Raw genomic sequence first — 12,972 nt, 5'->3', positions numbered from 1 at the left:
GGAAAAGCTTACTATAGGACTTACAGTAAAAGAGTGGAAGAACGTTGGGCGCTACCGAACCGGCCTGGGGCGGTAAGGTCGCGCACACGCCCACGCAGCGACACGGACGCAAAGGCGCAGTTCAGACTACTCGCTGCCCGGTACATTCACGACCACCATCCCGCTCACGGGAGCTGCCCGCGCAGCATCGACATGACGGAGGTGCCCTGAGTGGCGAAGCAGGCGACCGCGGAGAAGCGTCAACGGCGCGAACGCGGTTCCATCAATCCCGACGACATCATCAAGGGCGCGTTCGAACTCGCCGAGGACGTCGGCATCGACAACTTGAGCATGCCGCTGCTGGGCAAGCACTTGGGTGTCGGCGTCACCAGCATCTATTGGTACTTCCGCAAGAAGGACGATCTACTCAACGCGATGACCGACCGCGCGCTGCGTCAGTACGCGTTCGCCACCCCGTATGTGGAAGCCAAGGACTGGCGCGAGACGCTGGCCAACCATGCCCGGTCGATGCGGGAGACGTTCATGGGCAACCCGATCCTGTGCGATTTGATCCTGATCCGATCGGCGCTGAGCCCGCGGGCGGCCAAACTCGGGGTGCAGGAGGTGGAGAAGGCGATCAACAGCCTCGTCGAGGCGGGGCTGTCTCCGGAGGCGGCCTTCGATACCTACTCGGCGATGTCGGTGCACGTGCGCGGATCGGTCGTCCTGCAACGGCTGCGGGAGAAGAACCTGGCCGGCGAGGACGGCCACGGCGACATCGACGACTCCATGTCGGTCGACCCGGACAGCACCCCGCTGCTGGCGACCATCGTCCATCAGGGCCATCACATCAGCGCACCCGACGATCGCAACTTCGAGTTCGGCCTGCAGTGCATCCTCGACCACGCCGAGCGGCTCATCGCCGACGGCACGCCCGCCCGCAAGGCTGCCGCCAAGACTGCGACGCGCCCGCGCAGCAGGGCCGCCGCGCGCTAACCGCGCCACCCCCCGCCGAACTCGCATTCCAGCAGGCCCGCTCTCGCACTTTCGCTGCCGGAATGCCATTTCGGCCGGGGAGATCGGCGAGGTCGGCGGGCTCGGCGGGACGAGCGACCGAGTCAGACCTCGACGATGACGGCGCCGCCCTGGCCGCCACCCGCACACATGGCCGCCATACCGATGCCGCCACCGCGACGCTGCAACTCGTAAACCAGCGTGGTGACCATCCGCGCGCCGGAGGCCGCGATCGGGTGCCCGAGGCTGCAACCGCTTCCGGAGAAGTTCACCAGTTCCTCGTCGAGGCCGAACTCCTTGCAGGCCGCGATCGGCACCGACGCGAACGCCTCGTTGATCTCCCACAGCGCGATGTCGGACGGCTTGAGCCCGGCCCGGTCGAGCACCTTGCCGATGACCTTCACCGCACCCAGACCGGTGTCGCGCGGCGGCACCCCCGCGGCGCCCCAGGCCTTGACGGTCGCCATCACGTTGAGCCCGTTGGCCGCGGCGTAATCGCCCTCCACCACCGCCACACCGGCGCAGGCGTCGTTGGTGCCGCTGGCGTTGCCCGCGGTGATCGAGAATCCCTCGATCTCGGGATGCAGCACCTTCAGCCCGGCCAGCTTCTCGGCCGTGGTGTCGCGGCGCGGATGCTCGTCGACGCTGAAGTCGACGACCGATCCGTCGAACTGGGTGATCTTCAGCGGCAGGATCTCGTCGACGAACTTGCCCGCGTCCATCGCGGCGATCGCACGCTGGTGCGAGCGGGCCGCCCAGGCGTCCATCTCCTCACGGGTGATGCCGTACGCCTGCGCGGTGTTCCAGCCGACGGTGATCGACATGTCGCGGCCCGGCGCGTCCGGTGTCTCGACGTGCGTCGGCGGCATCCACTTCTCCTCGAACTTCAGTTCGGGACCGGGGATGCGCCAGCTGACCAGCGGGGTCATCGACAGCGACTGCACACCGCCGGCGATGAGTACCCGCTCCATGCCGGAGCCGATCTGCGCGGACGCGTTGCCGATCGCGGTCAGGCTGCCCGCGCAGTGCCGGTTGACCGACTGACCCGGGACGTGCTTCAGACCGGTGGCGTCGGCGGCGTACCGGGCCAGATCGCCACCCCCGTAATGGGATTCGGCGAAGATGATGTCGTCGATATCGGCCGGGTCGACACCGGAGCGGCGGATCACCTCGGGCAGGATGCTGGTGATCAGGGTCTCCGGTGTCGTGTTGACCAGAGTTCCCTTGAACGACCGGCCGATGGCCGTCCTGGCGGCACCGACGATGACGGGTGTTGGCATGATCTCGACCTCGGTTTCAGCGTGAACGAACATTACAAAAGTAGCAGATAGTGTTGCGCCGGCAGTAGGGTGAGCCGGGTCACTCCGGTTCCGACACGTGGAAATGCTCGTCGCGCAGCCGGAAGGCCTCCTTGGTGCCGTGCTGCGCGCGGGTCTTGACGAAGTTGAACTCGCCGGGCGCGAACTGCAGGTTCGTCCCGTAGGCGTGGAACATGTAGCTGGCCACCTCCTCGCCCTGGTAGGCCTGACTCTGTTCGACCAGCCGGAACGCCTCCTTGGCGATGACGACCCCGTCGGCGGGCATCTTCGCGGCCTTCTCGGCCCAGTAGCGGGCCCGCGCCTGCACCGACTCGTCGGCGCAGGTGTCGGTGAAGACGCCCAGGTGTTCGATCGTGCCGGCCTCGATGATGTCGCCGGTCAGCAGCAGCCGTCGCGCCAGCACCGGACCGAGCCGGTGGAAGAACATGTGCAGGCTGCCCAGCGCGGGCCCGAGGAAGCGGGTGGCCGGCATCCCGATCCGGGTGGCCCGCCCGATCACCGAGATGTCGGTCATCAGCGCCATCTCGAACCCGCCGCCGAGCGCGTAGCCGTTGATCTCGCCGACGGTGACCTTCGGAAACCCCATCAGGTTGTGATAGAAGCCGAACGTCCGCCGGTCCACCGTGAGCCGGCGGCGCTGGCTCGGCCGGCTCTTGGCCGGCTTCCCGGTGGCGCCCCTCTCGCCATACCAGCCGTAGGCGTTGTTCATGTCGGCGCCCGTACTGAACACGCCACCGGCCCCGCGCAACAGCACCACGGTCAGGTCGTCGTCCTCGGCCACCTCGTCGAGGTAGCGCGCGAGCAGATCGCGCATCGCGGCGTCATAGGAGTTGCGTTGGGCGGGATTGTTCAGCGTGATGGTCGCGATCCGCTTGTCGCGGTCCACCTCGAACAGCACCCGGTCGTCGGCGGTCGTGGTCATGTCGGTTCCTGTTCAACTCGAGATCAGCTTGGCGTCGATGGTCTTGTCCGTGCCGGCGGCGAGGGTGTTGCGTCGCGCGGCGCCCAGGTGATCGGCGGCCAGCCGCACCGCACGCGCCTGGTTTCCGTCGACGATGGCTTCCAGCAGCCGGTGATGATCACGAAGGGCGGCCCGCATCGTCTTGGGCTCCATCGAGTCGCCGGGGTGGCGCTCGTCGCTCCACACCGCGGATTCGTGTGCCGACCAGATCACCTCCAACGCGCCGATCAGCAGGATCATCGACTCGTTGCCGCATCGCGACACGATCGCCTCGTGGAACCTGCGGGCATTGGGCACGTAGGAGGCCGGGGTGTCGAACTGCTCGGCCTGGGCATCGATCGCCGCGCGCAGATGCGGCACCACCTCGGTCATCCGGTCGGCGCGCGCGGCACACATCCCCGCACAGATGGGTTCCAGGTGCAGCAGCGCCTCACTGACGTCTGCGGGGGTGGCGGCGCGGGTCTGCAGAACCATGCCGATCATCTGCGCGGTGCGCTCGGCCGACGGCAGGTGCACGACGGCCCCGCCGACGTTGCCGCGCCGAACCGAGATCAGGCCGTCGGCCTCCAGGATGTGAATCGCCTCGCGCACCGCGGGCGGGCTGACCCCGAACTCGGCGAACAGGCTCTCCTGCGACGGAAGGACGTCACCCTCCTTGAGGCGCCCGGTCAGGATGTCCTCGCGCAGCCGGGAGGCCACGAGCTCTGCGACCCGCGGCTGGCGAATGCGCTGTGCTGACACTGTTCCCCGGACGGCCTTTCCTTGCTAAGTTGTATAGGATAGTAACGGTATTACCAACGGTATGGCTATCTGTAAAGTCCCGAGGCCTGCCGGAGAGGACGGGGCCGGTGCACGAGGACCGCGACGATACGGACGCCGGCGCGGTGCGGCAGATCAGGGGCGACGCCGTCCTGCACATCACGATGGATCGTCCCGATCGACGTAACTCACTGAGTCACAGCATGATCGGTGAACTCGTACAGATCTTCACCGACGCGGCCACCGATGATTCACTGCGCGCGATCCATCTGACCGGCGGCGGCGGTGACTTCTGCTCGGGCGCCGATTGGGTGGCCACCAACAGCGAGGGTCGCAGACCGCGGACCGGCGACCTCACCCGGCGCATCCCGCACACCGCCAACCGGCTGGTCGAGCTGATCGCGTCGATCCAGCTGCCCGTGGTGTGCAGCGTGTCGGGCTGGGCGGTGGGGCTGGGCTGCAACCTGGCGCTGGCAGCCGACTTCACCGTGGCCGCCGACGACGCGACGCTCTGGCAGCCGTTCATCGACCGCGGCTTCAGCCCGGATTCCGGGGCGACCTGGCTGCTCCCCCGGCTGGCCGGGGTGGCGCGGGCCAGGCGCATGCTGCTGCTCGGCGAGAAGGTCTCCGGCACCGACGCCGAACAGTGGGGAATGATCCATCAGGCCGTCCGGTCCGAGGACCTCACCGCAAGCACCGATGCGCTGCTGACCCGGCTGGCGTCGGGCCCGACCGTCGCCATCGGCCTGGCCAAGCAGGCCATCGGCTACGGCCTGCACGCCTCGCTGCAGCAGTCGATGGCCCACGAGCTCGCCGGCCTCGAGCTCTCCTGCCGGACAGCGGATTTCAAAGAGGGGCTGGCCGCCTTCCGGGACCGGCGCACCCCGGACTTCCAGGGCAGATAGACGAAGGGACACATGTGGGAACCCCCAGCAGCTACGACACCATCGGCTACGACGTCGACGGGCACACCGCGACCATCACGCTGAACCGGCCGGAGGCGCTCAACGCGCTGTCCCCGCACATGATCACCGAGTTGCGAGCCGCCTATGATCAAGCCGAGGCCGACGATCAGATCTGGCTGATCATCGTGACCGGCACCGGCCGGGCGTTCTGCACCGGCGCCGACGTCAAGGCGATACCGGAGGACGGGAAGGTCATCTACGAACGGCCCTACCTGTCGACATACGACCAGTGGGAGGCCCCGCAGGAGGGCACTCCCCCGTTCCGCCGGATGGCCAAACCCGTGCTGGCCGCGATCAACGGGATCTGTTGCGGCGCCGGCCTGGACTGGGTGACCACCGGCGACATCGTCATCGCCTCGGACAAAGCCACGTTCTTCGATCCGCACGTCAGCATCGGCCTGGTCGCCGCGCGGGAGATGGTGCGGCTGGCGCGCGTCCTGCCCCGCACGGTCGCGCTGCGGATGGCCCTGATGGGCAAGTACGAGCGGATGTCCGCCCAGCGGGCCTACGAGCTGGGCATGGTCACCGAGGTCGTCGAGCACGAGCGACTCCTCGAACGGGCCCACGAGATCGCCGGGATCGTCAACTCCAACGCCCCACTGGCCGTACGGGGTACCCGGCTGGCCATCCACAAGACGCTGGACCTGCCCCTGCTCGAGGGCGAGATCCTGGCCGAGACGTTCCGCGAGCGCGTGGTGCGCACCGAGGACGCCCAGGAGGGGCCGCTGGCGTTCGTCGAGAAGCGCACCCCGAACTGGCAGTGCCGATGACGACCCGGTTCGACACCGTCCTGCTGGATCTGGACCACGAGGCGCGCGTCGCCACCGTGACGCTGAACCGGCCGGAGGCTCTCAACGCGTTCAACCGCACGATGTGCGAGGAGATGAGACAGGTCTGGCACCTCGTCAAAGCCGACGAGGACATCAACGCCGTGGTGCTGCGGGCCGCCGGCGAGCGCGCCTTCTCCGCCGGACTGGACGTCAAATCCAGCTATGGACAACCCGAAATCGTCTGGAACCACGAAGATCCCGGTGAGCTGCTCAGCCCGAAATGGCAGAAGATGTGGAAGCCGTTGGTCTGCGCCGTGCAGGGCATGTGCACCGCGGGCGCGCTGTACTTCGTCAACGAGGCCGACGTGGTGATCTGCGCGCAAGGTGCCACGTTCTTCGATTCGCACGTCAGCGCCGGGCTGGTGTCGGCGCTGGAACCCGTGGGCCTGATGCGCCGGATCGGTCTCGGCGAAACGCTGCGGATGGCGCTGATGGGCAACGACGAACGGGTCTGCGCGCAGACCGCACTGCGGATCGGTCTGGTGACCGAGGTGGTCGCCGAGGAGGACCTGTGGTCCCGCGCGCACCAGATCGCGGCGACGATCGCCGCCAAACCGCCGACGGCGACGCAGGGCACCGTGAAGGCCATCTGGGAGTCGCTGGACAAGCCGTACCGGGCCGCGATGGATCAGGGCCTGATCTACACCCGGTTGGGCAATCCGCTCGCCAAGGCCGAACTCGCGGCCCGGGCGGTGCCGAAGACGCCGCCGCGGATCCGCTGATGGCGCACCCGCTTTCCCAGCGCATCGACCACGTCCTGGACCTGGATCCGTCGGCCGGCGCGATCGAGTACGACGGACAGTGGTGCAGCTGGGGCCGGCTCGCGGCGGCGGCGCGGCGGATCGGCACGCTGGCCGGCACCGGCCGGGTCGGCATCATGCTGCGCAATCAGCCGGTGCATGTGGCCGCGCTGCTCGGGGTGCTGGCCGCCGGCGGCACCGTCGTCGTGATCAATCCGTCCCGTGGCGACGAGCGCACCCGCGCCGACGTCGCGGCACTGAAGCTACCAGTGATCGTGGGTCTGCCGGCCGACCTCGCCGCGCTGGCGCCGAGCACCGACGCCACCACGGTGGCGATCGGCGATCTCGACACCCCGCCGGTGGTCACCGCGGGCCACCCGCCCGCCGACCCCGGGCGCCCCGGTGTCGCGGTGCGGATGCTCACCAGCGGCACCACCGGACCGCCCAAGCGCGTCGACCTCACCTACGACATGCTGGCGCGCAGCGTGCTCGGCCAGGAGCCACACACGCCGCCCACCGAGATCCGGCCCGGCGTGGCCATCGTGAACTCGCCGCTGGTGCACGTCGGCGGCGTGTTCCGGGTGCTGCTGTGTGTCGCCGAGGCCCGTCCGTTCGTGCTGCTGCCGAAATTCGATCTGCAGTTGTGGGCCGCGGCGGTGCGCAGACACCGGCCGGGCGCGGTGTCACTCGTCCCCGCCGCGCTGCGGACGGTGCTGCACTCCGATCTCACCCGCGAGGACCTCGCCGGTATCCGCGTGGTGACCTCCGGAACCGCCCCACTGTCGGCCGACGACGCCGACGCATTCACCGAGAAGTTCGGCATCCCGGTGCTGACCTCCTACGCGGCAACGGAATTCGGCGGCGGGGTGGCCGGCTGGACGCTGACCGACCACCGGAAGCACTGGAAGGACAAGCGCGGCAGCGTCGGCCGGGCCAACCCCGGGGCGCAACTGCGCGTCGTCGACCACAACGGCATCCCGCAGCCACCCGGACAGCAGGGCCTGCTCGAGGTCATCCCGGCACAGCTGGCCGGGTCCTCGGAGTGGTTGCGCACCACCGACCTGGCCCGAATCGATTCGGACGGATTCGTGTGGATCCTCGGGCGGGCCGACCAGGCCATCATCCGCGGCGGTTTCAAGGTGATGCCCGACGACGTACGCGCGGCCCTGGAGAACCACCCGGCGGTGCAGGGCGCCGCGGTCGTCGCCCGGCCCGACCCGCGCCTGGGCGAAACGCCCGTCGCCCTGGTCGAACTGCGGCCGGGCACCTCGGCCGACGAGGCCGAACTCGTCACCTTCCTGCGGTCCCGGCTGGCCCGCTACGAGATCCCGACCGAGATCGCGATCACCGAGGCGATACCGCGAACCGCCTCGGGTAAACCCGACCTGACCGCGGTGCGGTCCCACTTCGCCCCGGCATGACCACCGAGGAGCTGACCGTCGCCGCGGTGCTGCAGGACCGGCAGAGCCTGGGCGACAAGGCCCTGCTGGTCTGCGACGGCGAACGACTCGGCTACGCAGAGGCGTTCGCATGCTCGGCGGCATGGGCGCGACGGCTGATCGACGCCGGTGCCGGGAAGGGCACCCACGTGGGCCTGCTGTTCCCCAACGGTGCGCAGTTCGTCGTCGTGATGCTCGCAGTCGCACGCATCGGGGCCGTGCTGGTGCCGTTCTCGACCTTCAGCACACCCCCCGAACTGCGCGACCAACTCGTCGACGCCGACGTCGAGGTGTTGGTGTCGGCCCGCGGCTACCGCTCTCACGACTACGTCTCGGACCTCGGCCAGGCGCTGGGCACGTCGGTCGCCGCGCCCCGGCGGATCTTCAGCCCCGCCGCACCGGTGCTGCGCCGCATCGTGTTCGACGACGGCGCGCCACCCCCCGACGGTGACGGTGACGGGCGACTGTCGGCGTGGGAGGACGACGTCGATGGATCCGACATCCTGGCGATCATCTACACCTCCGGTTCGACCAGCGCTCCCAAGGGCGTCGTGCACACCCATGCGGGGCTGTTGGCACACCAACTCGGACTCAACGAGATTCGCGGGCTGAGTGCCGACGACCGGCTGTTCTGCAACTCGCCGTTCTTCTGGATCGGCGGGTTTGCGTTCGGCCTGCTGGCGACCCTGCTCGCCGGCGCGACCCTGATCTGCTCGAACGCCACCGACGCGGCTGAGACACTCGACCTGCTCGAAGCCGAGAAGCCCACGCTCACCAACGGTTTCATCGCGGGCATCGCACACCTGACCCGCCACCCGAGCTTCGGTCACCGCGACCTGTCATCGATGCGCCACGGCAACCTGTACCCGATCATGGCCCCCGATGCACGGCCCGCCGACCCCGAACTGCGGCACAACATGCTCGGCATGACCGAGGCCGGAAGCGTCCTGCTGATCAGCGGCGACGAGACCGATCAGCCCGAGGCCCGGCGCGGCTCGTACGGCCGGTTGGCCCCGGGATTCCAGGCCCGGGTGATCGATCCCGATGACGGGACCGATGCGGGACGTTCGATCGGGGAACTGCTGATCCGCGGGCCGCACGTCATGCAGGGCTATTACGGCCGCAGCCGCGAGGAGTGTTTCGACGCCGACGGTTGGTTCCACACCGGCGACCTGGTCCACCGCGACGCCGACGGGTTCTTCTATTTCGTCGGCCGGGCCGGGTCGATGATCAAGACCGCGGGTGCCAATGTGTCGCCGGCCGAGGTGCAGAAGGCCCTGACCGCCGCGCTGCAGTCGATCGACGCCGGCGCCGCCGCCCACGTCGTCGGGCTGCCCGACCCGGACCGCGGCCAGATCGTCGGCGCGGTCATCGCCACCGACGCCGTCCCGGCACCGGACCCGTCGGCGCTCGTCACCGCGCTGCGCTCCACGCTGTCGAGCTACAAGATCCCCCGCCGGTTCGTCACGGTGCGCCACGCGCAGGTCCCGGTGCTCTCCAGCGGCAAGGTCGACTTCCCGGCGCTGCGGAAGCTGTTCGATGGTTGACACCGTCGACGCCCTGCTCCGCGAACAGGCCGCCCGCCACCCCGACAAGCCCGCGGTGATCGACCGCGACGAGCGGATCACCTACGCCGAGCTCGATTCCGCCACCCGGGAGCTGGGCGCGGCCTTTCTGGAAGCCGGGATCGACAAGGGCTCCCGGGTCGGCCTGCTCTGGCCCAACTCGGTGCAATGGGCCCGAACCGCGCTCGCACTGACCAGGATCGGCGCGGTGCTCGTCCCGCTCAGCACGCTGCTCGCTCCGGCGGAGCTGACCGCACAGCTGCGTACCGCGGCCGTGCAGCACCTGATCGCCGTGCCTGAGTTCCGGGGCAGGCGTTACCCGGATCCAGCGCCGCCATCCGGGGTGCTGCCCGCACTGCGGTCGGTGCTGCGCAGCCCGCCCACCGGCGGAGCGCCCGCACGCCCGGTCGTCGACGCCATCTGCCGGGGAGTGCGCCCGGCCGATCCGCTGGCGATCATGTTCACCTCCGGCAGCAGCGGTGCGCCCAAGGGCGTCAGGCACTCTCACGGCAACGCCATCGGTGCGGTGCGGTCGGGTCTGGCCGCGCGCTGCATCGACGCCGACACCCGGTTGTATCTGCCGATGCCGTTCTTCTGGGTGGGCGGATTCGGCGGCGGCCTGATGTCGGCCCTGGTGGCCGGTGCGACACTGGTCACCGAGGCGGTGCCGCACCCGGAGTCCACGCTTCGGCTGCTCGCACAGGAGCGGGTCACGCTGTTCCGCGGCTGGCCGGATCAGGCCGAAGCCCTGGCCCGGCATGTGGACGAGGTCGGGGCCGACCTGTCGGCGCTGCGGCCGGGCAGCCTGGAGGCGTTGCTGCCCGCACAACTGCGCTCCCGGCCCGGCGCGCGGGCGCGGCTGTTCGGAATGACCGAATCCTTCGGTCCCTACTGCGGTTTCCCGGCGGACACCGACATGCCGGAATCGGCCTGGGGTAGCTGTGGGCGCCCGTTCGACGGGATGACGGTCCGGGTGGTCGACCCCGACTCCGGCGAACCGGTGACCACCGGCGAGGTCGGAATGATCCACATCCGCGGACCGCACACCCTGCGTGGAATCTGCGGGCGCAGCCGGGAGGACGTCTTCACCGCCGATGGCCACTACCCCACCGGCGACCTCGGCAGGCTCGACGCCGACGGCTTCCTGTTCTACCACGGCCGCTCCGACGACATGTTCAAGATCAGCGGGGCCTCCGTCTACCCCACCGAGGTCGAGCGGGCGTTGTGCAGCCTGCCCGGCGTGACTGCGGCGTTCGTGACGAATGTCCCCGACGGCGAGCACGATCGGGTGGGCGCCGCGGTGGTCTGCACCCCGGCCACCACCCGCGAGCGACTACGGGCCGCGGCCAGGGGCGTGCTCAGCGGCTTCAAGGTGCCCACGGTGTGGGCGCTGCTCGACGATGCAGATGCGGTTCCGCGCGGGGCGACCGGCAAGATCGACAAGGTCGCGTTGCGGGCGCTACTCGAACGCGGATGAGCCTCAGACCACGTCGCGCCGGCGCAGGTCGACGATCTCGGAAGCGGTGAAGCCGATCTCGTCGAGGATCTCATCGGTGTGCTCGCCGAGCAGCGGCGCGCGCCGGCGGATCTCGCCCGGCGTGGCCGACAGCCGGAACGGCGTCTCGATGATCGGCACATCGTGCGCTGCTCCGGGGAACGCGACGCGCCGCAGGTACCCCATCGCGGCAACCTGCGGGTCGTCGAGCACATCCTGGGTCGAATGCATCGGTGCGGCAGGGAGTTTCGCATCCTCCAGCAACCCGAGTACGTCCGCCTTGGTCCGCTCGGCACACCAGCTCGCCATGATGTCGTTGAGCAGGTCCCCGTTCTGCCAGCGCAGGTCGTCGTCGGCGAAACGCGGATCGTCGATCAGGTCGGGTCGGCCCACCAGCCGGCACCAGCGCCGGAACATCGGCTGCCCGGCGATCTGCAGCAGGACCCAGCCCCCTTCTGCGGTGCGATACAGATCGCACGGCGCCACCGATGTGCCCCGGTTGCCCATCCGCGGCTTGTCGGTGCCCAGCAGGTCACGCTCGATCAGGAACGCGTTGGACAGCATCATCGCCGTGGGCAGCAGCGCACCCTCCACATGCTGGCCCGCACCGGTGCGGTCGCGGTGGAACAGCGCCATCATGACGCCGATGGTCAGCGTCAGCGCGGTGCCGAAGTCGGCATAGGGCACCACGGTTCGGATCGGCTGATCGGGCAGTCCCTGGCGGTAGACCGCGCCCGACATCACCTGGCCGGCACCGTCGAAGCCGATCCGGTCGCTGTACGGCCCGCCCTCGCCGTAGGCGGTCGCACTGGCCAGGATGATGTCGGCCCTGATCGCCCGAAGCGTCGGGTAGTCCAGGCCGCTGGCCCGCATGCCCGTGGCCGGCATGTTGGCCACCACGATGTCGGAACGCTCGACCAGCCGCCGGCTGATCGCCCTGCCCTCGTCGGTGGTGGTGTCCAGGGTCAGCGACCGCTTGTTGCGGTTGCACTGAAGAAAGGTTGCGCCCTCCCCGGTGTCGGTGACCGACTGCACCCACCGGTCCTCGCCGCCTTCGCGCTTCTCCACCCGGATCACGTCGGCGCCCATGTCCGCCAGCAGCGCCGAGCACCAGGGCGCGGCGATGAACCGGCCGTAGTCGAGCACGCGGATGCCGTCGAGGACGCCCATGTCCCCCCTATCCCTCTGCGATTTGGGTGTAGTTGGTCACGCCCAGCGCGACGGCGGGCACCGGAATCACTCGATGACGCCGCGGCGGGTGAGGTGGTCGATCAGCGGGGCCGCCCCCGCGGCGAGGTGCTCGGACATCGCCGTTCGCGCCGCATCCCGGTCGCGGCGCTGCAGCGCGTCCAGGATGCGCCGGTGGTGCGCGTTGGACTCGCCCGGCCATCCGTCGATGGTCGGAAACACCGACTCCGGGGCGTACCTGGTGATCTGCGACATCAGCTGCGCCAGCTTCGGGGAGTCAGCGGCGACGTTGATGGCCCGGTGGAACTCGTGGTTGAGCCGGGCCGCGCGCTCCCCGTCGCCGGTGCCGTAGGCCTGCTCGAGCTCGGCCTGGATCCGCTCCAGCTCGCGCAGCTGGGCATCGCTGATGGCGGCCGCGGCCCTGGCCGTCAACTCCCCACCGATGTAGGCCTGGACGTCCGAGACATCGGTGACGTCGCGCAGCGTCACCGGCCGCACCACGAACCCGCGCCTCGGCTGCTGGTCGAGCAGCCCCTCGGCCTTGAGCTCGAACAGCGCCTCCCGAACCGGGGTCACGCTGACACCCAGCTCGACGGCCAGCTGGTCGAGACGCACATACGTTCCCGCAGAATAGGTTCCGTCGAAGATCCGCCCGCGCACGAACCGCGCGACATCCTCGGCGAGCTGGGGCCGCGCGGCGAAGCCGGGAACGCTCACG

The 12,972-nt window shown here is 69.4% G+C and carries 12 protein-coding genes; 7 read left to right on the top strand and 5 right to left on the bottom strand.

Going from position 1 to position 12,972, the window contains the following annotated elements; translation table 11 throughout:
• Nucleotides 1-210 precede the first annotated feature (210 nt).
• Nucleotides 211-975 carry a TetR/AcrR family transcriptional regulator gene (locus JDV09_RS00350; RefSeq protein WP_221367121.1) on the top strand — a complete coding sequence of 255 codons (765 nt, stop codon included), beginning with the start codon at nt 211-213 and terminating at the stop codon, nt 973-975.
• A 122-nt stretch (nt 976-1,097) separates the two neighbouring features.
• On the opposite strand, the gene JDV09_RS00345 is transcribed toward JDV09_RS00350, so the two are convergent.
• From JDV09_RS00345 to JDV09_RS00335, 3 genes are all read right to left on the bottom strand, one after another.
• On the bottom strand, nt 1,098-2,273 hold the full coding sequence (locus JDV09_RS00345; RefSeq protein ID WP_221367120.1) for a thiolase family protein: 1,176 nt from the start codon (nt 2,271-2,273) through the stop codon (nt 1,098-1,100).
• Between the two features lie 79 nt (nt 2,274-2,352).
• Nucleotides 2,353-3,234, bottom strand: a complete 882-nt coding sequence (locus tag JDV09_RS00340; RefSeq protein WP_221367119.1) for an enoyl-CoA hydratase/isomerase family protein — start codon at nt 3,232-3,234, stop codon at nt 2,353-2,355.
• 12 nt (nt 3,235-3,246) lie between these two features.
• Complete coding sequence (locus JDV09_RS00335) at nt 3,247-4,014, bottom strand: FadR/GntR family transcriptional regulator (RefSeq protein WP_221367118.1); 768 nt, start codon at nt 4,012-4,014, stop codon at nt 3,247-3,249.
• Nucleotides 4,015-4,121: 107 nt separating this feature from the next.
• On the opposite strand from JDV09_RS00335, the gene JDV09_RS00330 reads away from it, so the two are divergent.
• Genes JDV09_RS00330 through JDV09_RS00305 form a run of 6 tightly spaced genes read left to right on the top strand, consistent with a single transcriptional unit; the run spans nt 4,122 to nt 11,048 of the window.
• Nucleotides 4,122-4,937, top strand: coding sequence for an enoyl-CoA hydratase/isomerase family protein (locus tag JDV09_RS00330; protein ID WP_308123959.1), 816 nt, complete (start codon nt 4,122-4,124; stop codon nt 4,935-4,937).
• Nucleotides 4,938-4,951: 14 nt separating this feature from the next.
• Nucleotides 4,952-5,767 (top strand): enoyl-CoA hydratase/isomerase family protein, encoded by an 816-nt coding sequence (locus JDV09_RS00325; RefSeq protein ID WP_221367117.1) that lies wholly within the window; start codon nt 4,952-4,954, stop codon nt 5,765-5,767.
• Complete coding sequence (locus JDV09_RS00320) at nt 5,764-6,549, top strand: enoyl-CoA hydratase/isomerase family protein (RefSeq protein WP_221367116.1); 786 nt, start codon at nt 5,764-5,766, stop codon at nt 6,547-6,549. The genes JDV09_RS00325 and JDV09_RS00320 overlap by 4 nt, the downstream gene beginning before the upstream one ends.
• Complete coding sequence (locus JDV09_RS00315) at nt 6,549-7,988, top strand: class I adenylate-forming enzyme family protein (RefSeq protein ID WP_221367115.1); 1,440 nt, start codon at nt 6,549-6,551, stop codon at nt 7,986-7,988. The genes JDV09_RS00320 and JDV09_RS00315 overlap by 1 nt, the downstream gene beginning before the upstream one ends.
• Nucleotides 7,985-9,553: a class I adenylate-forming enzyme family protein gene (locus JDV09_RS00310; RefSeq protein ID WP_221367114.1), complete on the top strand. Its 1,569-nt coding sequence runs from the start codon at nt 7,985-7,987 to the stop codon at nt 9,551-9,553. Before JDV09_RS00315 ends, JDV09_RS00310 begins: the two co-directional genes overlap by 4 nt.
• On the top strand, nt 9,546-11,048 hold the full coding sequence (locus JDV09_RS00305) for a class I adenylate-forming enzyme family protein (RefSeq protein ID WP_221367113.1): 1,503 nt from the start codon (nt 9,546-9,548) through the stop codon (nt 11,046-11,048). The genes JDV09_RS00310 and JDV09_RS00305 overlap by 8 nt, the downstream gene beginning before the upstream one ends.
• 3 nt (nt 11,049-11,051) lie before the next feature.
• On the opposite strand, the gene JDV09_RS00300 is transcribed toward JDV09_RS00305, so the two are convergent.
• The gene (locus tag JDV09_RS00300; protein ID WP_221367112.1) at nt 11,052-12,236 is read right to left on the bottom strand and encodes a CaiB/BaiF CoA transferase family protein; all 1,185 of its coding nucleotides are present in this window, start codon (nt 12,234-12,236) and stop codon (nt 11,052-11,054) included.
• A 66-nt stretch (nt 12,237-12,302) separates the two neighbouring features.
• Nucleotides 12,303-12,971 carry a GntR family transcriptional regulator gene (locus JDV09_RS00295; RefSeq protein ID WP_221367111.1) on the bottom strand — a complete coding sequence of 223 codons (669 nt, stop codon included), beginning with the start codon at nt 12,969-12,971 and terminating at the stop codon, nt 12,303-12,305.
• Between the last annotated feature and the right edge of the window lies 1 nt (nt 12,972).

This window comes from Mycolicibacterium xanthum (assembly GCF_019710635.1).
GTDB classification, from domain to species: Bacteria; Actinomycetota; Actinomycetes; order Mycobacteriales; family Mycobacteriaceae; genus Mycobacterium; species Mycobacterium xanthum.
Note: the sequence above shows the minus strand (reverse complement) of the source record. Positions and strands in the feature narration are given on the sequence as shown.

Coding starts and splice junctions, on each gene's coding strand:
- JDV09_RS00345 (WP_221367120.1), bottom strand. CDS start 2,273: ATGCCAACACCCGTCATCGTCGGTGCCGCCAGGACGGCCATCGGCCGG.
- JDV09_RS00340 (WP_221367119.1), bottom strand. CDS start 3,234: ATGACCACGACCGCCGACGACCGGGTGCTGTTCGAGGTGGACCGCGAC.
- JDV09_RS00320 (WP_221367116.1), top strand. CDS start 5,764: ATGACGACCCGGTTCGACACCGTCCTGCTGGATCTGGACCACGAGGCG.
- JDV09_RS00315 (WP_221367115.1), top strand. CDS start 6,549: ATGGCGCACCCGCTTTCCCAGCGCATCGACCACGTCCTGGACCTGGAT.
- JDV09_RS00310 (WP_221367114.1), top strand. CDS start 7,985: ATGACCACCGAGGAGCTGACCGTCGCCGCGGTGCTGCAGGACCGGCAG.
- JDV09_RS00305 (WP_221367113.1), top strand. CDS start 9,546: ATGGTTGACACCGTCGACGCCCTGCTCCGCGAACAGGCCGCCCGCCAC.
- JDV09_RS00300 (WP_221367112.1), bottom strand. CDS start 12,236: ATGGGCGTCCTCGACGGCATCCGCGTGCTCGACTACGGCCGGTTCATC.